This window comes from Pseudomonas sp. ok272, assembly GCF_900109995.1.
Lineage (GTDB): Bacteria > Pseudomonadota > Gammaproteobacteria > Pseudomonadales > Pseudomonadaceae > Aquipseudomonas.
In genome coordinates, this window is sequence record NZ_FOCB01000003.1 from 404,550 (window position 1) to 424,414 (window position 19,865).

Annotated in this window: 24 protein-coding genes and 1 pseudogene; 12 read left to right on the forward strand and 13 right to left on the reverse strand. The window is 61.9% G+C overall.

Annotated features, from left to right (window positions below; genetic code table 11):
• Nucleotides 1-117: 117 nt before the first annotated feature.
• Both BMW74_RS07510 and BMW74_RS07515 read right to left on the reverse strand, forming a co-directional pair.
• Nucleotides 118-663, reverse strand: coding sequence for a hypothetical protein (locus BMW74_RS07510; RefSeq protein WP_093415856.1), 546 nt, complete (start codon nucleotides 661-663; stop codon nucleotides 118-120).
• A gap of 100 nt (nucleotides 664-763) precedes the next feature.
• Nucleotides 764-1,069 (reverse strand): hypothetical protein, encoded by a 306-nt coding sequence (locus tag BMW74_RS07515; RefSeq protein WP_093415859.1) that lies wholly within the window; start codon nucleotides 1,067-1,069, stop codon nucleotides 764-766.
• A gap of 144 nt (nucleotides 1,070-1,213) precedes the next feature.
• Between BMW74_RS07515 and BMW74_RS25450 the strand changes: the two are divergent.
• Nucleotides 1,214-1,297: pseudogene (locus BMW74_RS25450) on the forward strand (hypothetical protein); the annotation flags it as partial.
• A 122-nt stretch (nucleotides 1,298-1,419) separates the two neighbouring features.
• A complete protein-coding gene (locus BMW74_RS07520) occupies nucleotides 1,420-2,151 on the forward strand; it encodes a carbonic anhydrase (protein ID WP_093415861.1) in 732 nt (243 codons plus the stop codon).
• Nucleotides 2,152-2,215: 64 nt separating this feature from the next.
• Here the strand turns inward: BMW74_RS07520 and BMW74_RS07525 are convergent, their stop codons facing one another.
• Nucleotides 2,216-2,866: a hypothetical protein gene (locus tag BMW74_RS07525; protein ID WP_093415864.1), complete on the reverse strand. Its 651-nt coding sequence runs from the start codon at nucleotides 2,864-2,866 to the stop codon at nucleotides 2,216-2,218.
• A 374-nt stretch (nucleotides 2,867-3,240) separates the two neighbouring features.
• Here BMW74_RS07525 and coxB point away from each other — a divergent pair, with 374 nt between their 5' ends.
• From coxB to BMW74_RS07545, 4 genes are all read left to right on the forward strand, one after another.
• Nucleotides 3,241-4,368, forward strand: a complete 1,128-nt coding sequence (gene coxB / locus BMW74_RS07530) for a cytochrome c oxidase subunit II (protein ID WP_093415867.1) — start codon at nucleotides 3,241-3,243, stop codon at nucleotides 4,366-4,368.
• A gap of 82 nt (nucleotides 4,369-4,450) precedes the next feature.
• The gene (gene ctaD, locus BMW74_RS07535) at nucleotides 4,451-6,046 is read left to right on the forward strand and encodes a cytochrome c oxidase subunit I (RefSeq protein WP_093415869.1); all 1,596 of its coding nucleotides are present in this window, start codon (nucleotides 4,451-4,453) and stop codon (nucleotides 6,044-6,046) included.
• 102 nt (nucleotides 6,047-6,148) lie between these two features.
• Complete coding sequence (locus tag BMW74_RS07540) at nucleotides 6,149-6,706, forward strand: cytochrome c oxidase assembly protein (protein ID WP_093415873.1); 558 nt, start codon at nucleotides 6,149-6,151, stop codon at nucleotides 6,704-6,706.
• Nucleotides 6,707-6,739: 33 nt separating this feature from the next.
• Nucleotides 6,740-7,627: a cytochrome c oxidase subunit 3 gene (locus tag BMW74_RS07545; protein ID WP_093415878.1), complete on the forward strand. Its 888-nt coding sequence runs from the start codon at nucleotides 6,740-6,742 to the stop codon at nucleotides 7,625-7,627.
• 6 nt (nucleotides 7,628-7,633) lie between these two features.
• Here BMW74_RS07545 and BMW74_RS07550 read toward each other — a convergent pair whose 3' ends face one another.
• Nucleotides 7,634-7,837: a twin transmembrane helix small protein gene (locus tag BMW74_RS07550; RefSeq protein ID WP_093415880.1), complete on the reverse strand. Its 204-nt coding sequence runs from the start codon at nucleotides 7,835-7,837 to the stop codon at nucleotides 7,634-7,636.
• Between the two features lie 70 nt (nucleotides 7,838-7,907).
• On the opposite strand from BMW74_RS07550, the gene BMW74_RS07555 reads away from it, so the two are divergent.
• The 5 genes from BMW74_RS07555 to BMW74_RS07575 are packed head-to-tail and all read left to right on the forward strand — an operon-like array spanning nucleotide 7,908 to nucleotide 11,810.
• The gene (locus BMW74_RS07555; protein ID WP_093415883.1) at nucleotides 7,908-8,648 is read left to right on the forward strand and encodes an SURF1 family protein; all 741 of its coding nucleotides are present in this window, start codon (nucleotides 7,908-7,910) and stop codon (nucleotides 8,646-8,648) included.
• Nucleotides 8,614-9,204 carry a hypothetical protein gene (locus BMW74_RS07560; protein WP_093416092.1) on the forward strand — a complete coding sequence of 197 codons (591 nt, stop codon included), beginning with the start codon at nucleotides 8,614-8,616 and terminating at the stop codon, nucleotides 9,202-9,204. The genes BMW74_RS07555 and BMW74_RS07560 overlap by 35 nt, the downstream gene beginning before the upstream one ends.
• A 10-nt stretch (nucleotides 9,205-9,214) precedes the next feature.
• Complete coding sequence (locus tag BMW74_RS07565) at nucleotides 9,215-10,294, forward strand: COX15/CtaA family protein (RefSeq protein ID WP_093415886.1); 1,080 nt, start codon at nucleotides 9,215-9,217, stop codon at nucleotides 10,292-10,294.
• Nucleotides 10,282-11,181, forward strand: coding sequence for a heme o synthase (cyoE, locus tag BMW74_RS07570; RefSeq protein WP_093415889.1), 900 nt, complete (start codon nucleotides 10,282-10,284; stop codon nucleotides 11,179-11,181). Before BMW74_RS07565 ends, cyoE begins: the two co-directional genes overlap by 13 nt.
• Nucleotides 11,178-11,810, forward strand: coding sequence for an SCO family protein (locus BMW74_RS07575; RefSeq protein ID WP_093415893.1), 633 nt, complete (start codon nucleotides 11,178-11,180; stop codon nucleotides 11,808-11,810). Before cyoE ends, BMW74_RS07575 begins: the two co-directional genes overlap by 4 nt.
• 148 nt (nucleotides 11,811-11,958) lie before the next feature.
• Here the strand turns inward: BMW74_RS07575 and BMW74_RS07580 are convergent, their stop codons facing one another.
• The 7 genes from BMW74_RS07580 to BMW74_RS07610 form a co-directional block, all read right to left on the reverse strand.
• A complete protein-coding gene (locus tag BMW74_RS07580; protein ID WP_093415896.1) occupies nucleotides 11,959-12,732 on the reverse strand; it encodes a MetQ/NlpA family ABC transporter substrate-binding protein in 774 nt (257 codons plus the stop codon).
• A 61-nt stretch (nucleotides 12,733-12,793) separates the two neighbouring features.
• Nucleotides 12,794-13,468, reverse strand: a complete 675-nt coding sequence (locus BMW74_RS07585; RefSeq protein ID WP_093415899.1) for a methionine ABC transporter permease — start codon at nucleotides 13,466-13,468, stop codon at nucleotides 12,794-12,796.
• Nucleotides 13,468-14,475, reverse strand: coding sequence for a methionine ABC transporter ATP-binding protein (locus BMW74_RS07590; RefSeq protein WP_093415902.1), 1,008 nt, complete (start codon nucleotides 14,473-14,475; stop codon nucleotides 13,468-13,470). The genes BMW74_RS07585 and BMW74_RS07590 overlap by 1 nt, the downstream gene beginning before the upstream one ends.
• A gap of 198 nt (nucleotides 14,476-14,673) precedes the next feature.
• A complete protein-coding gene (locus tag BMW74_RS07595) occupies nucleotides 14,674-15,384 on the reverse strand; it encodes a PA5502 family lipoprotein (protein ID WP_093415905.1) in 711 nt (236 codons plus the stop codon).
• A gap of 37 nt (nucleotides 15,385-15,421) precedes the next feature.
• A complete protein-coding gene (gene znuB / locus BMW74_RS07600; protein WP_093415908.1) occupies nucleotides 15,422-16,210 on the reverse strand; it encodes a zinc ABC transporter permease subunit ZnuB in 789 nt (262 codons plus the stop codon).
• The gene (znuC, locus tag BMW74_RS07605; protein WP_093415911.1) at nucleotides 16,203-16,988 is read right to left on the reverse strand and encodes a zinc ABC transporter ATP-binding protein ZnuC; all 786 of its coding nucleotides are present in this window, start codon (nucleotides 16,986-16,988) and stop codon (nucleotides 16,203-16,205) included. The genes znuB and znuC overlap by 8 nt, the downstream gene beginning before the upstream one ends.
• Nucleotides 16,988-17,470 carry a Fur family transcriptional regulator gene (locus tag BMW74_RS07610; protein ID WP_093415914.1) on the reverse strand — a complete coding sequence of 161 codons (483 nt, stop codon included), beginning with the start codon at nucleotides 17,468-17,470 and terminating at the stop codon, nucleotides 16,988-16,990. Before BMW74_RS07610 ends, znuC begins: the two co-directional genes overlap by 1 nt.
• Nucleotides 17,471-17,527: 57 nt before the next feature.
• On the opposite strand from BMW74_RS07610, the gene BMW74_RS07615 reads away from it, so the two are divergent.
• Nucleotides 17,528-18,457 (forward strand): zinc ABC transporter substrate-binding protein ZnuA, encoded by a 930-nt coding sequence (locus BMW74_RS07615; protein WP_093415917.1) that lies wholly within the window; start codon nucleotides 17,528-17,530, stop codon nucleotides 18,455-18,457.
• A gap of 89 nt (nucleotides 18,458-18,546) precedes the next feature.
• Here the strand turns inward: BMW74_RS07615 and BMW74_RS07620 are convergent, their stop codons facing one another.
• Entirely contained in the window at nucleotides 18,547-19,497 is a 951-nt protein-coding gene (locus tag BMW74_RS07620; protein ID WP_093415920.1) for a homoserine kinase, read from the reverse strand.
• A 60-nt stretch (nucleotides 19,498-19,557) separates the two neighbouring features.
• Nucleotides 19,558-19,848, reverse strand: a complete 291-nt coding sequence (locus BMW74_RS07625; protein WP_093415923.1) for a DUF2782 domain-containing protein — start codon at nucleotides 19,846-19,848, stop codon at nucleotides 19,558-19,560.
• Nucleotides 19,849-19,865 lie beyond the last annotated feature (17 nt).

The window sequence follows — 19,865 nt, forward strand, 5'->3', positions numbered from 1 at the left end:
CGTTGTTGAAGGCGGGAATGACCGGGCTCAAGCCTGCCGCCCCAGCAGTCAAAGCTCTGTGAGGTGTGTGTCAAAGAAACGTGAAGCTATTTTTCGGTGCTTGATCGTCGCCAGGGTCTACAGCTTGAGCTTGATAAAGGCGCCAATGAGCTTTTCCAGCAGTACCCCGTAGTCAAACTGCGCCCCGGTGAGAGGGTTGCGGCGAATACCGCGAAACGCTGCGCCAGCATTCGGGGATCGGGTCTCGAACACATCGACGCTGTACCACTGTTGATCGTCATCGAACTCCAGGGCTTCTACGTTGACCCGGCGTTCAGGTGGATCCGCGGGGAGCTGATAGAGATACCCGGCCTGCTCGGAATCAATGATGGATTGCTGGAAGTAGGCCAGGGCGAGATCCGTTATCAGGGCGATGTCCCGCTCGTCGATGTCGTTGCCGGGCGTCACATTGATAGCGGACCAGGGATCATAGTCGAGGCGGACCGGGTCGCCGTTATTGTCCACCTGGAGGATCAGGCTTGGGGCATGGCTAAACGCGTGAGTGGACAGTTGCGCTGCACGGGTGGACGGATCTGTAATCCTTATTAGTTTGATGATTATGTGGACGTGTTCCGGTGTATCTACGCGTTGTAGAAAGACGCCGTTGCTGATGAATATCGACATGTTTAATCCTGGTAGTTATTACCGGATACATGAGCGAGTGCTGTGTGTACCCGGTAATGGCGCCTTGAACGGTCAAGCCTTGTGGGGCTTGGGTTCGAGGTCAAGGGTTGACGATACTTGCATAGGCTTTGGCCAGGGCCAGCAGCTTGGCCTTGTCATCGGCGTCGATGTCGCCATCGCCGTCAACATCCTTGTTGAGCGTGCGAATACTGAAGGTTTTACCCGCGTCGCTGGACACCGCAGTGACGAATATCGAGTCCACCAGAGTCTCGGTTTGAACTTGGTTCTCGGCATCCCAGACCAGTTCCTTTCGAGCAAGTTGCATTGAAACTTGTGCTTCTTGTGGGGCGACGATACTGGGGGATAGAAGTTGCAGGAATATACCGCGCTGATTAAAGAAAGACATTAATAAATCCTTTATTTATGTGCCGTGGAGAAAGTTACTTGGTAGGGCGAATATACGAGCGGTGATTAATCGTGACCATCGCTTATATGTTTCTTTAGTTTGCCTTTAGTGGGTGAATTGTTGTGAGTTGCCCGGTGAGTGAGGTGCGAGCACGGTTGCATTTACAGCTACGCACGGCCCAGCCATGCCTATTGGAACCTGTCGCCGGGGCTGGATTTCGAGATCAAGCGGCGACGGGCCTATCGTTGAGTCGGAAATGAGGCGTTATGTTGGTAGGCTTTTGTCGCGGTGGCTGGCTTTGTCCCCGGTAAACCGGGAAGATTCCCGGATTGCGCCCAAGAGGATGAATCATGAGTGACAAGGCTAAACAGCCGGTGGCTGCGTCGGCGTCCAGCGTTCCCGAGGGCGAAAGCGCCGATGCGGCGTTGAAGCATATCGTTGACGGCTTCCTGCATTTTCATCACGACGTCTTTCCCGAGCAGGAAGAACTGTTCAAGAAGCTCGCGACGGCCCAGCGTCCCCGGGCGATGTTTATTGCCTGTGCGGACTCGCGCATCGTTCCGGAACTGATCACCCAAAGTGCCCCCGGCGACCTGTTCGTGACGCGCAACGTCGGTAACGTCGTGCCGCCTTATGGGCAGATGAATGGGGGTGTGTCCACGGCCATCGAATACGCGGTGCTGGCGTTGGGTGTGCAGCACATCATCATTTGCGGGCATTCTGACTGTGGTGCCATGCGCGCCGTACTGAACCCCCAGTCCCTGGAGAAAATGCCCACGGTCAAGGCCTGGTTGCAGCACGTCGAAGTGGCGCGAACCATGGTCCAGGAGAACTGCAACTGCGCCAACGAAGACGAAAGCATGCAGGTGCTCACTGAGGAAAACGTCATCGCCCAGTTGCAGCACTTGCGTACCCATCCCTCGGTGGCGTCGCGCATGGCGAACGGTCAGCTGTTTATCCACGGCTGGGTCTACAGCATCGGCACCAGCGAGATAAAAGCCTACGATGCGGATCGAGGGTGTTTCCTGCCGCTGGACGGCAGCCTGCCGATCCCCATGGCGACGCCCAAGGCGCGCTTCTAAGTCGCGCTCAGGGGCTCAGTCCGTGGGAGCCACCGAGCGGTGCTCCCACTGTCGTCGGGATGCCTCAGGCCGCGGGTAGATCCAACTCCAGGCCAACGCCCAATTGGCGTGACAGGCACGGCCAGCGCTTCCAGGCGGCGCCAGTGTCCGGGCTGTTGAGTTTTTCCCGGTAGGCCTCGACGGACTCCAGGGCAAAGCTATCTTCGTCGAGCATTTCATCAACGGCGTGATGCACCGCCTCATCCAGTTGATTGGCAAAATCCTCGCCGATCAGTTGGTGGGCAATCAAGTTGGCGACGGTCATGTCCACGGGAATCAGCGGCTGGCTGAAGTGCTTGATGTACAGGTCATTCACTTCTTCCACCAGGCGATGCGCCAGGTAGGCTTCGTCCAACAGGCTGTCGAGGCCCACGTGGCCGTCCATGATGGCCGGCGGCTGGATGAAGAAGTGCTCGGCGATCTTCAGCACAGGCTTGATCTGCGATTCGATACCGGCTTCGCGGGCCACATCATGGGCGGCGTCCAGCAGGTCGGGAACCAGCTCGATGTAGGCGGTGACAAAGCGGGTCATGACGCCCTTGGCGTCGACGTCAGGTAGCTGGATGGCGGCGTGCAGGTGGGGCAACTGGACTTCCAGCTGGCGAGTGAGCTGGCCGGTCTGGGCTTCATGTTGTTGGGCAAGTTTGATCTGCTCGCGCAATGCGGCGGTGTTCATGAATACTCCAGGAAACAAAGGCAATGAAATAGGGAAGACATAAGTTAGCGTGCTTACGAAAACGGCTAAGACGTATTTTTCATAATTATTTCATTTTTGATGCAGTTGCGTTATATCGTTTTGCCATCATTCTCCCCGCATCCTTCTCCATTCCTGGTCTGAAGCGCAAGTTCAAGGTGTTTCAGCTGATTTACGACATCGCATTGCGAGGTCGGACTCGCTGTCTATACTCGGTTTTGAACGGAGTTAGCTGAGTGAGCCCGACTGCGCAGGCAGCAAGGCCCGGCGATTCAAGTTGAGTAGTCTGGAATGCCGATCCCTTGCCGCAGGTGATACGCCTACGGGAATAACAAGAACGATAAGGGGAACCCGCAATGATGCGACATCCACACGTATGGATGGGCCTCCTGTTGTGGTCGATTTTCAGCCAGGCGCAAGCGGCCTGGACTGTGAATATGGCGCCTGGAGCGACTGAAATCAGTCACGCAGTATTTGACCTGCACATGACCATCTTCTGGATCTGTGTAGTGATTGGCATCATCGTTTTCGGCGCGATGTTCTGGTCGATGATGGTGCACCGGCGCTCTACCGGGCAGGTAGCCGCCAAGTTCCATGAAAGTACGACGGTCGAGATCCTCTGGACCGTGGTGCCCTTCATCATTCTCGTTGCCATGGCGGTTCCGGCGACGGCCACCCTGATCAAGATGTACGACACCAGTGAGCCGGATATCGACATCCAGGTCACCGGCTATCAGTGGAAGTGGCACTACAAATACCTGGGCCAGGACGTTGAGTTCTTCAGCAACCTGGCCACGCCCCAGGACCAAATCCACAACCAGAGCCCCAAGGGCGAACACTACCTGCTGGAAGTCGATCAGCCGCTGGTGCTGCCGACCGGGGCCAAGGTGCGGTTCCTGGTGACCTCCGCCGACGTGATCCACTCCTGGTGGGTGCCGGCATTCGCGGTCAAGCGCGACGCGATCCCCGGTTTCGTCAACGAAGCCTGGACCCGCGTCGACAAGCCCGGCCTCTACCGTGGCCAGTGTGCCGAGCTGTGCGGCAAGGATCACGGTTTCATGCCCATCGTGGTCGACGTCAAGTCCCCCGAGGACTACGCCACCTGGCTGGCCGAACGCAAGGCCGAAGCCGCCAAGCTCAAGGAGCTGACCAGCAAGGAATGGACACTCGATGAGCTCAAGGAGCGCGGCGACAAGGTCTACCACACCGCCTGCGTCGCCTGTCACCAGGCCGAAGGCCAGGGCTTGCCACCCATGTTCCCGGCCCTCAAGGGCTCGCCGATAGCCACCGGACCCAAAGAGGACCACTTGCACCGCGTGTTCTTCGGCAAGCCCGGCTCCGCGATGGCCGCGTTCGGCAAGCAACTGTCGGAAGTCGATATCGCCGCCGTCGTGACCTATGAACGTAATGCCTGGGGCAACAACAAAGGCGACATGGTCACCCCTAAAGATGTCCTGGCTCTCAAACAGGCGCAGAGCAAATGAGCCGCTCGATTGCGTGTTCCCGTGAACGCTTGGGGCTCGTCGCCCCGAGCCGCCCCGCCCATCTGCTTGCAGGAGACAGGACATGAGTGCCGTCATCGATGACCATGGTCACGCCGGCCATGACGACCACGCCCACGGTCCGGCCAAGGGCCTGATGCGCTGGGTGCTGACCACCAACCACAAAGACATCGGCACGCTGTACCTGTGGTTCAGCTTCATGATGTTCCTGCTGGGCGGCTCGTTTGCCATGGTGATCCGTGCCGAACTGTTCCAGCCCGGACTGCAGATCGTCGAGCCGGCGTTCTTCAACCAGATGACCACCATGCACGGCCTGGTGATGGTCTTCGGTGCGGTGATGCCGGCATTCGTCGGCCTGGCCAACTGGATGATCCCGCTGATGATCGGCGCGCCGGACATGGCCCTGCCGCGGATGAACAACTTCAGCTTCTGGCTGTTGCCGGCGGCGTTCCTGATCCTGGTTTCCACGTTGTTCATGCCAGGGGGTGGGCCGAACTTCGGTTGGACCTTCTACGCCCCGCTCTCGACGACCTACGCCCCGGAAAGCGTGACCTTCTTCATCTTTGCCATCCACCTGATGGGCATCAGCTCGATCATGGGTGCGATCAACGTGATCGCCACCATCCTCAACCTGCGTGCCCCGGGCATGACCCTGATGAAAATGCCGCTGTTCGTCTGGACCTGGCTGATCACCGCGTTCCTGTTGATCGCGGTGATGCCGGTGCTGGCCGGTTGCGTGACGATGATGCTGATGGACATCCACTTCGGCACCAGCTTCTTCAGTGCCGCCGGTGGCGGTGACCCGGTGTTGTTCCAGCACGTGTTCTGGTTCTTCGGCCACCCCGAGGTGTACATCATGATCCTGCCGGCCTTCGGTGCCGTCAGCTCGATCATCCCGACCTTCTCGCGCAAGCCGCTGTTTGGCTACACCTCGATGGTCTACGCGACGGCGAGCATCGCCTTCCTGTCGTTCATCGTCTGGGCCCACCACATGTTCGTGGTCGGCATCCCGCTGGTGGGCGAGCTGTTCTTCATGTACGCCACCTTGCTGATTGCCGTGCCCACCGGGGTCAAGGTGTTCAACTGGGCCAGTACCATGTGGCAGGGGTCGTTGACGTTCGAGACGCCAATGCTGTTTGCCGTGGCGTTCGTCATCCTGTTCTCGATTGGTGGCTTCTCCGGCTTGATGCTGGCCATTGCCCCGGCGGACTTCCAGTACCAGGACACCTACTTCGTGGTGGCGCACTTCCACTACGTGCTGGTGCCCGGCGCGATCTTCGGGATCTTCGCTTCGGCGTACTACTGGATGCCGAAATGGACCGGCCACATGTACGACGAAACCCTGGGCAAGCTGCACTTCTGGCTGTCCTTCATCGGCATGAACATGGCGTTCTTCCCGATGCACTTCGTGGGGCTGGCCGGCATGCCACGACGGATCCCGGACTACAACCTGCAGTTCGCCGACTTCAACATGGTGTCCTCGATCGGTGCGTTCATGTTCGGCGCCACGCAGATCTTCTTCCTGTTCATCGTGATCAAGACCATTCGCGGCGGCCCGCCTGCGCCGGCCAAGCCGTGGGATGGTGCCGAGGGCCTGGAGTGGAGCATTCCATCGCCGGCGCCGTATCACACCTTCACCACGCCACCGGAAGTGAAATGAACGCCTTAGCCCTGGTGGGAGCGAGCCTGCTCGCGAAGCAGGCACTGGAGTGTGTCAGGCACATCGCGTTCGCGAGCAGGCTCGCTCCCACAGGGGATTGTCATGGCTGATTCGATTTCGATGAAGAAGCTGGTCACGCGATTACTGATGGTGGTGGTCGCGATGTTTGTCTTCGGTTTTGCCCTGGTGCCGATCTACGACGTGATGTGCAAGGCGTTCGGCATCAATGGCAAGACGGCCGGGCAGTACGAGGGTGAACAGGTGGTGGACACGTCGCGGCAGATCCGCGTGCAGTTCCTGTCGACCAACGCCGTGGACATGGTCTGGGACTTCTATCCCAAGGCCGACGACATGCTGGTCAACCCCGGAGCGGTCAACGAGATGGTCTTCGTCGCCCGCAACCCCAGTGATCATGCAATGAGTGCCCAGGCGATTCCCAGCATCGCGCCCGGTGACTCGGCGGCGTACTTCCACAAGACCGAGTGTTTCTGCTTTACCCAGCAGGTGCTGCAGCCCGGCCAGCAGATTGAAATGCCCGTACGCTTCATCGTTGACCGTGAGATTTCCAAGGACGTGAAGCACCTGACGCTGTCTTACACGCTGTTCGATATCACCGCCCGTCATCCGCCCGTGGCAGTAGCTGAAAAGGCTGGCGGCTAGACGTCAACGCGTGCCCGATAAGGAGAACAATAAATGGCAACTCATGAGCATTATTACGTTCCCGCCCAAAGCAAATGGCCGATCATTGCCACGGTCGGCATGTTCGTCACCGTGTTCGGCCTGGCCACCTGGTTCAACGACCTGAAGGCCGCACGCCCGGAATCCCATGGCCCGCTGATCTTCTTCGTCGGAGGGCTGTTGCTGGCCTACATGCTGTTCGGCTGGTTCGGCGCGGTAATCAAGGAAAGCCGCGCCGGCCTGTACAGCGCGCAACTCGACCGTTCGTTTCGCTGGGGCATGAGCTGGTTCATCTTTTCCGAGGTGATGTTCTTCATCGCCTTCTTCGGCGCGCTGTTCTACGTGCGGCACATCTCCGGCCCGGCGCTGGGGGGCGAGGGCACCAAGGGCATTGCCCACATGCTCTGGCCCAATTTCCAGTTCGCCTGGCCACTGCTGCATACCCCTGACCCGCAACTGTTCCCACCGCCCAAGGCGGTCATCAGTCCCTGGGGCTTGCCGCTGCTCAATACCATCATCCTGGTGACCTCCAGCGTGACGGTGACCATCGCCCACCATGCCTTGAAGAAGGGGCATCGGGGTGCACTGAAGATCTGGCTGGCGTTGACCGTGTTGCTGGGCTGCGCGTTCCTGGGCTTCCAGGTCGAAGAGTACATGCACGCCTACCGCGAACTGGGGCTGACCCTGGGCTCGGGCATCTACGGTGCGACGTTCTTCATGCTCACCGGCTTCCATGGCGCCCACGTCACCATCGGCACGCTGATCCTGTTCGTGATGCTGGTGCGCATCATGCGCGGGCACTTTGACGCCGAGCACCAGTTCGGCTTCGAGGCCGCGAGTTGGTACTGGCACTTCGTGGACGTGGTGTGGATCGGCTTGTTTGTCTTCGTCTACGTGCTCTGAGGGGGATTACCAGGGCGCGTGGGAAACCAGTTGGCCGCTGAAAAAGCCCCAGGCAATCAGGCCGACGGTGACGGCGGCCAGGCTGACACGAACGCTCAGGGCGATGGCCAGGCGATTGGAGCTGGCGTCGTCCTTGACCAGAAAAAACAGGCCGCTGAACAGGCTGACAACCGTGGCAATCAGCATCAGGACGATGGCTGCTTTGAGCATGGTGAGACTCCGGGGGGAACGCGATGTACTTGAGTATAGCTTTCGTTTCTACGCCTTTTCTGGCGGTGCCGTGAGGCGCTTTCAGCCCGGCATCGTGCCGACCCTGGTGGTGGCTGTGTTGCTGCCATTGCTGGTGTTCCTGGGCTGTTGGCAACTGAACCGCGGTGAGCACAAGCGGGTGTTGCTGCAAAGCTACGCCGAGCGCCGAGCCGCACAGCCTATGCCCAGCGAGCAGTTGGCGGGTATCCAGGACCCGGCCTTCCGCCGCGTGCGCCTGCAGGGCCAGTTCGAGGCGGCCCACAGTTACCTGTTGGACAACCGCACCCGTAACGGCCGCCCCGGTGTCGAGTTGCTGCAGCCCTTTCACGATCAGGCCAGCGGCCTTTGGTTGCTGGTCAATCGCGGCTGGCTGCCGTGGCCCGACCGGCGCACCCCGCCGTCGTTCACGACCCCCACGCAAGCCCTGGACCTGGACGCCTGGGTGTATGTCGCGCCGGGCGCGACCTTCCAACTGCACGCCGACCCGAGCAACGCCAACTGGCCACGGCTGGTGACCGCGATTGACCCGGACAAGCTCTGGAGCGAGCTGGGGCGTAGCGGTTTTGCCTATGAAGTGCGCGCAGAAGCGGGCCCGGCGAGCTACGAGGCCGATTGGCCCGTGGTGGCCATGGGGCCGGAGAAACATATCGGATATGCCGTGCAGTGGTTCGCCATGGCGTTCGCACTGTTCGGCCTTTATCTCTATCTCGGATGGCACAACGCAAGGGAGAAACACCATGGGAGCGGCCATGAATCCACCCAACATGTCTGACACTCAAGCGCCACAGCGACGTCGCGGGCGCTGGCAACTGATCCTGATCCTGCTGATGGTGATCGGCCCCATGGTCCTGGCCACCGGCATGTACAAATTGCAGTTCTGGGTGCCGGAGGGCCGCAGCTATCACGGCCAGATGATCGGCAACGGCCAGAGCCGCGCCGACCTCGGCGTACAGGCCGACGAAGAACGCTGGCAGATGCTGGTGACGGCGCCCCAGGACTGCTCGGTGGATTGCCAGCAACTGGTGTACCTGGCCCGGCAGATTCAGGTCGGCCTGGGGCGCGATGCCTCGCGCGCCAGCCACGCCTTGGCGACGGCCCAGCCGCTGAATGCCGACTACGAGGCCAAGCTGAGCCGTGAATACCCGCAATTGCGGCGCTACCCGCTGGACCTGTCGACCTACAGCAAGACCGTGCCGGGCAAGCCGGCGCCGCAACTGTGGATCATCGACCCCCACGGCAACCTGGTGCTGCGCTATGACGCCACCCTCAAGGGCAAGGATCTGCTCAACGATCTGCGCCACCTGCTGAAACTGTCGAATATCGGATAAGGGCATCGTCATGGCCAAGCCTGGATTTCGCCTTGCGCTGTTTGCCACCTTGCTGGCACTGATTGTCGTGTTGCTGGGGGCCTACACCCGGCTGACCCACGCCGGTCTCGGCTGCCCGGATTGGCCCGGTTGCTATGGGTTTATCAGCGTGCCGAACAGCGAAGCCCAGTTGGCCCACGCCGAGCGGCACTTTCCCGATGATCCGGTGGTGGCCCACAAGGGCTGGAACGAGATGATCCACCGCTACTTCGCCGGCACGCTGGGCGTGCTGATCCTGTTGCTGGCCGCCCGGGCCTGGACTCACCGGCGGCACCCGGACCAACCGCTCAAGTTGCCGCTGTTCCTGCTGGCGGTGGTGGTGGCCCAGGCGGCGTTTGGCATGTGGACGGTGACGCTCAAGCTGTGGCCGCAGGTGGTGACCGGGCATTTGCTGGGTGGGTTCGCCACCTTGAGCTTGCTGTTCCTGCTGACCCTGCGCCTGTCCGGCGTACTGCCGGCGCTGATCGTGCCGCGCCGCTTGCAGTACTGGGCCACGGCCGGGTTGCTGCTGGTGATCGGGCAGATCGCCCTGGGCGGCTGGGTCAGTTCCAACTACGCAGCGGTGGCCTGTATCGACTTCCCCACCTGCCACGGCCAGTGGTTGCCCCCGGCGGATTTCGCCAACGGCTTTCACCTGACCCAACACATCGGTCCCAATTACCTGGGCGGGCAACTCGATAGCGATGCGCGCACCGCCATTCACCTGACCCACCGCATCGGTGCCCTGTTGGTGACCCTGGTGCTGCTGGGCCTGGCCTGGCAGTTGAAGGCCGTGGGCATGACGCGCCTCGCCGCCCTGGTGCTGCTGGCCCTGGCGACGCAGATCACCCTGGGCATCAGCAACGTTCTGTTTCATCTGCCGCTGCCGGTGGCCGTGGCCCACAACGCGGGGGGCGCGGCGCTGCTGTTGACCCTGGTGCTGGTCAATTATCACGCCCGCACCAGCCTGGTCCGGGTCAAGCAGCACGCGCCCGGACGCTGGCGTTTCAGCCCCCGTAAACCCACGGCGGGCCCCATAACAATAAAAGGAGAAATGCCATGGCGACTCTGATCGGTGAACGGCACAGTCAGGCGATCTGGCGCGACTACCTGGAGCTGACCAAGCCCAAGGTGGTGGTGCTGATGCTGATCACGTCGCTGGTGGGCATGTTCCTCGCCACGCGTGCCGGGGTGCCGTGGACGGTGCTGGTGTTCGGCAACCTGGGCATCGCCCTGTGCGCCGGGGGGGCGGCGGCGGTCAACCATGTGGTGGACCGGCGGATCGATGCGGTGATGGCCCGTACCCACAAGCGCCCGCTGGCCGAAGGGCGGGTTTCTCCCACGGCGGCGCTGACCTTCGCCCTGATCCTGGCGCTCACGGGCCAGGCCTTGCTGCTGGCGTTCACCAACCCGCTGACGGCCTGGCTGACCCTGGCTTCACTGCTGGGCTATGCGGTGGTCTACACCGGCTTTCTCAAGCGCGCGACGCCGCAGAATATCGTCATTGGCGGGCTGGCCGGCGCGGCGCCACCGTTGCTCGGCTGGGTCGCCACCACCGGGCATATCGGCGCCGAGCCACTGCTGCTGGTGTTGATCATCTTCGCCTGGACTCCGCCGCACTTCTGGGCCCTGGCCATTCACCGCAAGGAGGAATACGCCAAGGCGGATATCCCGATGCTGCCGGTGACCCATGGCGAGCACTACACCAAGATCCACATCCTGCTCTATACCTTCGTGCTGTTGGCGGTCAGCCTGATGCCGTACGTGATCCACATGAGCGGGGTGTTGTATTTGGTCTGTGCCCTGGGACTGGGCGCGAGGTTTCTGCAATGGGCCGTGGTGCTGTACCGTGGCACTCGGCCGCACGCGGCGATCAACACCTTCAAGTACTCTATTTACTACTTGTTCCTGTTGTTCATTGCCCTGCTCGTAGACCACTACCTAATGTTGAACCTATGACTCGAACCCAGAAAACCGTCTTCATCCTTGTTGCCCTGATCGCGCTGGTGCTGGGGCTGACCGTCAACAAAGTACTGTCCGGCAAGGGCCAGGGCGACCCGACGGCGCTGATCGATGCCGGGATCATCCTGCTGCCCCAAAGCCGTCACCTGCCGGACGTGCAGATGACCAACCAGGACGGCCAGCCGGTCATGATCAACGAGCTCAAGGGCAAGTGGAGCGTGCTGTTCTTCGGCTACACCTTCTGCCCGGACATCTGCCCGACCACCCTGGCCCAGTTGCGCCAGATCAAGAGCGAGCTGCCGGCCGATGCAGTGGACAAGTTGCAGATCATCCTGGTCAGCGTCGACCCCCACCGCGACACGCCCCAGCAGCTCAAGCAATACCTGGGCTACTTCGATCCGCAGTTCATTGGCCTGACGCCGGCCTCGGTCGAAGACCTGCAAAAGGTCGCTAACGCGGTGAGCATTCCGTTCATCCCGGCCGACACCAGCAAGCCCAACTACACGGTGGACCACAGCGGCAACCTGGCGGTGATCGGGCCGGACGGGACCCAGCGTGGGTTCATCCGGGCGCCGTTGAACAGCGTCAAGCTGGTGGCGCAGTTGCCGGTGATGCTCAAGCGGTAGGAGCGAGGCTGGCCCGCGAATCAGGCAGTGCGGTGGATCAGGTTCACCGCTTTCGCGAGCAGGCTCGCTCCCACAGGTGGGGGCGAATCTGGGCATAAAAAAATGGGGTGCAATCAATGCACCCCATTTTTTATGTGACAGCCTTGGATCAGAACGCCGGCACGATTGCGCCTTTGTACTTCTCCAGGATGAAGGCTTTGACTTCCGGGCTGTGCAGGGCCGCGACCAACTTCTTCATCGCGTCGCTGTTCTTGTCGTCTTCACGGGCAACCAGGATGTTCACGTAAGGCGAGTCTTTGCCTTCGATGAACAGCGCGTCCTTGGCCGGATCGAGCTTGGCTTCCAGCGCGTAGTTGGTGTTGATCAGCGCCAGGTCGACCTGGGTCAGCACGCGCGGGATGGTGGCGGCTTCCAGTTCGCGGAACTTCAGGCCCTTGCTGTTCTCGGTGATGTCCTTGGTGGTCGCCAGAATGTTTTTCGCATCCTTCAACTTGATCAGGCCCGCCTGGTCCAGCAGCAACAGCGCACGGCCGCCGTTGGTGGCGTCGTTGGGGATCACCACGGTGGCGCCGCCTGGCAGCTCATCCAGTTTTTTGTACTTGCTGGAGTAGGCGCCCAGCGGCTCGATGTGCACGCCGGCAACGCTGACCAGGTGGGTGCCCTTGGCTTTGTTGAACTCATCCAGGTACGGCTGGTGCTGGAAGAAGTTGGCATCCAGGCGCTTCTCGGCCACTTGTACGTTGGGTTGTACGTAGTCGGTGAAGACCTTGACCTTCAAGTCCACGCCTTGCTTGGCCAGGGCTGGCTTGACGAATTCGAGGATCTCCGCGTGCGGCACCGGGGTGGCGGCAACGGTCAGGGTTTCAGCGGCATGGGCAGAGAACGCGGCCACGGCGGCGAACGCAACGAGTAGTTTTTTCATCCAGCAAACTCCTTGTGAAGCGCCCTTGCGGGCGCCTGCCAGCGGTGGCTGGCGATTGCATTTATTTTCGGGAAAAGTGGGCTACGAGCTTGTCGCCGATGGTTTGCAGTACTTGTACCAACAGCACCAGCAAGATCACGGTGACCAGCATGACATCGTTCTGGAAGCGCTGGTAACCGTAGCGGATCGCCAGGTCACCCAGGCCACCCGCACCAACCACGCCCGCCATGGCGGTGTAGCCCACCAAGGTGATCGTGGTGACGGTAATCGCGGCCAGGATGCCCGGGCGGGCTTCCGGCAACAGGGCATTGAACACGATCTGGCGGGTCGAGGCGCCCATCGCCTGGGTGGCTTCGATGATGCCGCGATCGACTTCACGCAGCGCGGTTTCCACCAGGCGCGCGAAAAACGGTGCGGCGCCGATCACCAGCGGTGGTATGGCGCCGGCCACGCCCAGCGAAGTGCCGGTCAGGAACACCGTGGTGGGGATCAGCACGATCAGCAGGATGATGAACGGCAGCGAGCGCACGACGTTGACGACAAACGCCAGGGCCGAGTAGAGGGCCTTGTGCTCAAGCAACTGGCGCGGACCGCAGAGAAACAGCAGCACGCCCAGCGGCAGGCCCAGCAGCACGGTGAACAGCAGCGAGCCGCCGAGCATCAGCATGGTGTCGCCGGTGGCTTCCCAGATGTCCGACCAGTCGATATTGACGAAAAAGCTCAGGAACAGATCCATCAGCGCAGCACCTCCATGTGGACGTCGGCGGCGGTGAAGCGGGCGAAGGCCGCTTCCATGTCACCGCCGGTGATCGCCAGGGTCAGTTGCCCGTAGGGGGTGTCTTTGATGCGGTCGATGCGACCGGCGAGAATGCTGTAGTCCACGCCGGTTTCGCGGGCGACGGTGCCCAGCAGTGGCGCGTAGGTCGCATCACCCTGGAACGTCAGGCGCACGATGCGGCCCGGCACGTGGGCGAAGTCATCGCGCTGCTCGCCTTCGTCGACCTGCTCGGCTTCCTGGACAAAACGCTTGGTGGTCGGGTGCGCCGGGTGTAGGAACACCTTGGCCACCGGGCCTTGCTCGACGATGACGCCGGCATCCATCACCGCCACTTCGTCGCAGACTCGGCGGATCACGTCCATTTCATGGGTGATCAGCACGATGGTCAACTTCAGTTCGCGGTTGATCTCGGCCAGCAGTTGCAGGACCGACGCGGTGGTTTGCGGATCCAGGGCGCTGGTGGCTTCGTCACACAGCAGGATCTTGGGTTTGGTCGCCAGGGCGCGAGCAATGCCGACGCGCTGCTTCTGGCCGCCGGACAACTGGGCCGGGTACTTCTTGGCGTGGTCGGACAGGCCGACCCGCTCCAGCAACTCGGCCACGCGCCGGTCGATATCGCTACGCGACAGTTCGCCGGCCAGGGTCAGGGGCAGCGCCACGTTGTCGGCCACCGTCTTGGAGGCCAGCAGGTTGAAGTGCTGGAAGATCATCCCGACTTGCTGGCGGAAACGGCGCAGTGCCTTGGCGTCCAGCGCGGTGACTTCTTCGCCGTCGACGAAGATCTTGCCACCGCTGGCGTTTTCCAGGCGATTGATCAGGCGCAGCAGGGTACTTTTTCCTGCACCGGAGTGGCCGATCAGGCCAAACACCTGGCCGTTCTCAATCGTCAGACTGGTCGGGTGCAGTGCGGGAATATCCTTGCCGGCGACGCGGTAGGTTTTATGGACGTTTTGAAACTCGATCACTTAGCGAACCTTGTGGGGCGCGTTGGAAAAGGGTCAGCGGTTAGCCGGGCGCGCATTTTAGCGTGTCTTTTTAGACGTACTTAGCATTTGTTTGATGGCTGTTATGCCATTTGGAAATAACCAAGCCATCCTAAACGTAAAGATCGCCGTCTCTCGCAGGGCTTTTATGGGTAGCCCGCAGGAGGCGGCGATCCTCTGTTACGGTTTACGTGGCGACAGCACCATCTGCGCCGGGACATGGCGCAGGATCTGTCGCTCGATCTTCAGGTCGAACCCGGCGTCCAGTTTGGTCACCCGTTTGCTCAACAGCGTCGCCAGCCAGGGGTAATCCTCGGTACGCGGGGCCTGAATGGTCACGTCGCACTGGTAATTCACCACATCGGCGGCGATCGCATCCAGTTGTCGGCGAAGTTGCTTACTATCGTTGATGTTCAGCGCTACGGTGGTGCTTTCGGCCGCCGGGTCGATGACCTTGGCCGCACGTCTGGCGGCAGCGGCTTGCAAGGCGGCTTCGGCCTGGTCCAGCTCAGCTTTGCGCGCTTGGGTAATCGCCCCGTTGACCCCGCCTGTCAGTGCGGGGGCCTTGGGCATCAGCGCGCGGGCACGGCTCAGCGCCGTGGCCGCGGCATTCACATCACCCTTTTGCAGGACGATCTGGCTGCGCTGCAAATACGCTTCGGCGAGCTGCCGCTGGTAGGGTTCCAGCGCCGGGTCGTTGGGCGATTGCGCCTGTAAGGTGGCCAATTGGTCTTCGGCGGTGGCCAGCTCACTGCTGGCCAGGCTTTGCTGCAACTGAGCGAGCGCCGTCGCGCGCGCGTCCGGGACCTCGGCGGCCGGAGGCGTGCTTTGGCAGGCGCCAAGCAGCAAGCATGCAACAAGGAGCAGATAACGTGAGGCGAACGGCTTCATTCCTGCGACTCTCTGATTGCGCAAAAAACGAGCAAGTCTACACCCCTCGACGGGGCAGGACAAAACTCAGCAAAAACAGCGCGGCGGCGGCGACCACAATCGAGGGGCCGGCGGGCGTGTCCTTGAACCACGACAGCGCCAGGCCACCGCAGACGGCGAGTATACCTAGCAAACTGGCGCCCAACGCCATCTGCTCGGGTGATCGGGCGTGACGTTGTGCCGCGGCTGCCGGGATAATCAGCAACGATGTGATCAGTAACACACCGACGATTTTCATCGCCACCGCAATCACCACCGCAATCAACAGCATCAATGTCAGGCGCAACGCCGCGACGGGCAGGCCTTCGACCCTGGCCAGCTCTTCGTGCACGGTGATCGCCAGCAGTGGCCGCCACAGGGCGACCAGCAACAGCAGCACCACCGCGCTGCCGCCCAGGATCCAGGCCAGGTCGCCCGGGCTGATCGCCAGCAGGTCGCCAAACAGGTAGGCCATCAGGTCGATCCGCACTTCATGCATGAAGCTTAGTACCACCAGGCCCAGAGAGAGGGTGCTGGGTGCAAGAATCCCCAGCAGGGTGTCCGAGGCCAGTGGCTGGCGCTGTTGCAGGGTGACCAGCAGCACGGCCAGCAACAGGCAGCCGACGGTCACGGCGACGGTGGGGCTGACATCCAGCAAGAACCCCAGCGCCACGCCGAGCAAGGCGGCATGGGACAGGGTGTCGCCGAAATAGGCCATGCGCCGCCAGACCACGAACGAGCCGAGCGGCCCCGCGACCACAGCCAGGGCCAGGCCTGCGAGCAGGGCATACAACAGAAAATCAGCCATGCTTGCAGCCATCTCCATGAACGTGGGTGTGGGCGGACGGTGCCGCGCTGACGACCGAGCCGTGCAAATCGTGGGCATGGTCGTGGTGGTGGTGATAAATCGCCAGGCTTTGCGCGTTCTTGCCGAACAGCTCGATGAACGCCGGGTCGCCGCTGACCTGCTCGGGGTGTCCGGAGCAGCAGACATGGCGATTGAGGCAGACCACCTGGTCGGTGGTGCTCATTACCAGGTGCAAATCATGGGAGACCATCAACACGCCGCAACCATGACGGTCGCGCAGGCGCGTGATCAGGCTGTACAGCTCGGCTTGCCCGGCGACATCGACGCCTTGCACCGGCTCATCGAGGACCAGCAATTGCGGTTCGCGCAACAAGGCGCGGGCCAGCAGCACGCGCTGCATCTCGCCACCGGAAACGCTCTGTACCGGGCTGTCGATCACCTGCTCGGCGCCAACCTCCTGGAGCGCCGCCAGGGCCCTGGCCCGGTCCACGCCCGGCACCAGGCGCAAGAAGCGCAGGACCGACAGCGGCAGCGTGGGGTCGACATGGAGTTTTTGCGGCATATAGCCGACACGCAGCTTGGGCTTGCGCCAGACGCTGCCGCTGTCGGGCTTGAGCAAGCCGAGTACCGCCCGCACCAGGGTGGTCTTGCCGGCGCCGTTGGGGCCGATCAGGGTGACGATCTGCCCCGGCTCGACACTCAGGTCGATCTTGTCCAGCACGGCTTGCCCGGCAAAGGCCACGGCGACCTGCTCAAGGCGTATCAACGCAGTGCTCATCAAGCCCCCTGGCAACCCGAGCAGAGCCCGATCACTTCGACGGTCTGGCCTTCGACCACGAACCCGACGTCGAGGGCGCTGTGCACGATGGCATCGCTGATGGACTGCTGTTGCAGCTCGATGGCCGCATGGCATTGGCGGCAGATCAGGAACTGGCCCTGGTGGGCGTGCGCCGGATGGTTGCAGCCGACGAAGGCGTTGAGCGACGAAATGCGATGCACCAGGCCGTTATCCAGCAGGAAGTCCAGGGCGCGGTACACGGTGGGCGGCGCGGCGCGGCGACCGTCCTGCTCGCTGAGCACCGCGAGGATGTCGTAGGCGCCCAGCGGCTTGTGGCTTTGCCACACCAGTTCCAGCACCCGCCGGCGCAGGGCGGTCAGGCGCAGACCTTTTTGTTCGCAGATGACATCGGCCGCGGACAGCGCGTTATGCACGCAGTGCGAGTGGTCGTGGGGGCGGCTGGCGAGCGGTGTTTTAGGCATGGGCGGCGACGCGTTTAGTTGGAGACGTTATTATGTTACCCGTTCTCGTCTCCTTGAGTGCTCATCGTGTCCAGACTTTTTGTCATCCTTGTCACATTTACCGCCAGTTTGTTCGTGATTGGCACTGCCCAGGCCGAGGTCAAGGTGCTGACCAGCATCAAGCCGCTGCAGTTGATTGTCGCGGCGGTGCAGGACGGCGTCGGGGTTCCCGAGGTCTTGCTGCCACCGGGGGCATCGCCGCACAACTATGCCTTGCGCCCTTCCGACGTTCGCAAGGTGCAAGCCGTGGACTTGCTGTACTGGATCGGCCCGGACATGGAAGGCTTCCTGCCTCGGGTACTCAAGGGGCGCACCTTGCCCACGGTGGCGGTGCAGGACCTGCCCGGGCTGAAGCTGCGTCACTTCGCCGAGGATAGCCACTCCCACACCGAAGAGGCCGACGAGCACGATCACGACCATCGTCCAGGGACGCTGGATGCCCACCTGTGGTTGTCGACGGTCAATGCGCGGGTGATCGCGGCGAAGGTCGCCGCCGACCTCAGTGCTGCCGACCCCGCCAATGCAGCGCGCTACCAGAGCAACCTCAAGGCCTTCGATGCGCGCATGGACGCGCTGGATCAGCGGCTCAAGGCCCGTTTGGCCGCCGTTGCGGGCAAGCCGTACTTCGTGTTCCACGAAGCCTTCGACTACTTCGAAGACGCCTACGGCCTCAAGCACGCCGGTGTGTTCAGCGTGGCCGCCGAAGTACAGCCGGGCGCCCAGCATGTTGCGGCGATGCGCACGCGCTTGCAGGACGTGGGCAAGACCTGTGTGTTCAGTGAGCCACCGTTGCGTCCACGACTGGCTGAAACCCTGGTCGCCGGCCTGCCGGTGAAACTCGCGGAGTTGGATGCGCTCGGTAGCTACACGCCCGCCACGGCGCAGGGCTATGAGCAGGTGCTGGAGAAGCTGGGCAATGATTTGGCGGGGTGCCTGGAGTCGCTTTAAGCCGTATTCGGCTTCGCCTCAATCGCGAGCAGTCTCGCTCCCACAGGTACAACGCGGCTCTTGTGGGAGCGAGACTGTTCGCGAACCGTTTAGAGGGCGAACGGCAGCGGTGTGCTGACTTGCTGCCGCTGGGTCAGGCGCTGCTGGAACTCCATCGGATCGTGAATCAGCACGTCCTGCCCGGCAAACGACTCGGCGGCGATCAGCCGAGACAGCCAGAACCGAACGCACGCCACCCGCAACAGGGTTGGCCACAGCTCGGCTTCGGCGGCGGTGAACGGCCGCAGTGCGGCATAGGCGCCCAGCAGCGCGCGCGCGCGCGGGCCGTCGATGACGCCGTCGTCGTCTGCGCACCAGTCATTCAAGGCGATGGCCACGTCATAGAGCATGGGGCCCGAACAGGCGTTGTAGAAGTCGATCAGCCCGGTCAGGTGCGTGCCTTCGAACATGGCATTGTCGCGGAACAGGTCGGCGTGGATGTTGGCCTGGGGCAGCGCGAGAATGTTCGCCTTCTGCGCGCTGATTTCATCCAGGGCGCGTTGCAGCAGCTCCCGTGGCTCGGTGGCCAGGTGCGACAGCAGTTGGGTGCCTTGCTCCAGCATCCAGTCCAGGCCCCGGTCCGTCTTGCGCGGGATCATCTGGTCTTTGGTCGCCAGGTGCAGGTGCCCCAGCAACTCGCCGACTTGCACGCAATGCTGGGCGTTGGCGACCTTGATGTGCTTGCCCGCAAGCCTGGGCTGTAACAGCGCGGGCTTGCCGGCCAGGGTGCGCAGGGCGACGCCGTCGGTGGTGCGCAGGGCGTAGGGCACGGGCAGGTTGGCGTCGTGCAGGACATCGAGCAACTCGATGAAGAACGGCATCTCTTGCACCGGACCGCGCTCAACCAGGGTCAGGACACATTCGCCCCGCTCCAGGCTGATGAAGAAATTGGTGTTTTCGCTTCCCGCGGCGATTCCCTGGAAATCAAGCAGGCGGCCGAGCCCGTAAGGGGCGAGAAAGGTTTCCAGCTCGGGCCGAGCCAGGGGGGTGAACACAGACATGGTTAAAAACTGCTCAGTTCGGGCGCTGCGAACCAGCCAGCGCCGATTAAAGTTAAGAAACTATTTCCATTCAAAGATCTTCCACGCCGGAATCAGCATATCCGGCTGGTCCGAGCGGATGAAATTGGCATCCGTCCCGTCCGCGCGTACCAGAAAGTACGGTGGTGCGCCCTTCGGGGTGACCTTGATGGCGTACAGGAAGCCATTCTGGCGGTACTCCTGAATGACTTTGTCGCCTTCGGTGTGGATGGTGACCTCTGGCTCAGGCGTCGGTGCGTCATTGGCTGCCATCACGGCCAGCGGAGTCATTGCAAAGAAGCCAGCCAGCAACAGGCGATTAAGTGTACGCATGATAACCTTGTCCCTTT

Bases quoted from the DNA above. Each gene is read 5' to 3' on its own strand.
- BMW74_RS07510 (WP_093415856.1), bottom strand. From the start codon at position 663: ATGTCGATATTCATCAGCAACGGCGTCTTTCTACAACGCGTAGATACA.
- BMW74_RS07515 (WP_093415859.1), bottom strand. From the start codon at position 1,069: ATGTCTTTCTTTAATCAGCGCGGTATATTCCTGCAACTTCTATCCCCC.
- BMW74_RS07520 (WP_093415861.1), top strand. From the start codon at position 1,420: ATGAGTGACAAGGCTAAACAGCCGGTGGCTGCGTCGGCGTCCAGCGTT.
- BMW74_RS07525 (WP_093415864.1), bottom strand. From the start codon at position 2,866: ATGAACACCGCCGCATTGCGCGAGCAGATCAAACTTGCCCAACAACAT.
- coxB (WP_093415867.1), top strand. From the start codon at position 3,241: ATGATGCGACATCCACACGTATGGATGGGCCTCCTGTTGTGGTCGATT.
- ctaD (WP_093415869.1), top strand. From the start codon at position 4,451: ATGAGTGCCGTCATCGATGACCATGGTCACGCCGGCCATGACGACCAC.
- BMW74_RS07540 (WP_093415873.1), top strand. From the start codon at position 6,149: ATGGCTGATTCGATTTCGATGAAGAAGCTGGTCACGCGATTACTGATG.
- BMW74_RS07545 (WP_093415878.1), top strand. From the start codon at position 6,740: ATGGCAACTCATGAGCATTATTACGTTCCCGCCCAAAGCAAATGGCCG.
- BMW74_RS07550 (WP_093415880.1), bottom strand. From the start codon at position 7,837: ATGCTCAAAGCAGCCATCGTCCTGATGCTGATTGCCACGGTTGTCAGC.
- BMW74_RS07560 (WP_093416092.1), top strand. From the start codon at position 8,614: ATGGGAGCGGCCATGAATCCACCCAACATGTCTGACACTCAAGCGCCA.
- BMW74_RS07565 (WP_093415886.1), top strand. From the start codon at position 9,215: ATGGCCAAGCCTGGATTTCGCCTTGCGCTGTTTGCCACCTTGCTGGCA.
- cyoE (WP_093415889.1), top strand. From the start codon at position 10,282: ATGGCGACTCTGATCGGTGAACGGCACAGTCAGGCGATCTGGCGCGAC.
- BMW74_RS07575 (WP_093415893.1), top strand. From the start codon at position 11,178: ATGACTCGAACCCAGAAAACCGTCTTCATCCTTGTTGCCCTGATCGCG.
- BMW74_RS07580 (WP_093415896.1), bottom strand. From the start codon at position 12,732: ATGAAAAAACTACTCGTTGCGTTCGCCGCCGTGGCCGCGTTCTCTGCC.
- BMW74_RS07585 (WP_093415899.1), bottom strand. From the start codon at position 13,468: ATGGATCTGTTCCTGAGCTTTTTCGTCAATATCGACTGGTCGGACATC.
- BMW74_RS07595 (WP_093415905.1), bottom strand. From the start codon at position 15,384: ATGAAGCCGTTCGCCTCACGTTATCTGCTCCTTGTTGCATGCTTGCTG.
- znuB (WP_093415908.1), bottom strand. From the start codon at position 16,210: ATGGCTGATTTTCTGTTGTATGCCCTGCTCGCAGGCCTGGCCCTGGCT.
- znuC (WP_093415911.1), bottom strand. From the start codon at position 16,988: ATGAGCACTGCGTTGATACGCCTTGAGCAGGTCGCCGTGGCCTTTGCC.
- BMW74_RS07610 (WP_093415914.1), bottom strand. From the start codon at position 17,470: ATGCCTAAAACACCGCTCGCCAGCCGCCCCCACGACCACTCGCACTGC.
- BMW74_RS07620 (WP_093415920.1), bottom strand. From the start codon at position 19,497: ATGTCTGTGTTCACCCCCCTGGCTCGGCCCGAGCTGGAAACCTTTCTC.
- BMW74_RS07625 (WP_093415923.1), bottom strand. From the start codon at position 19,848: ATGCGTACACTTAATCGCCTGTTGCTGGCTGGCTTCTTTGCAATGACT.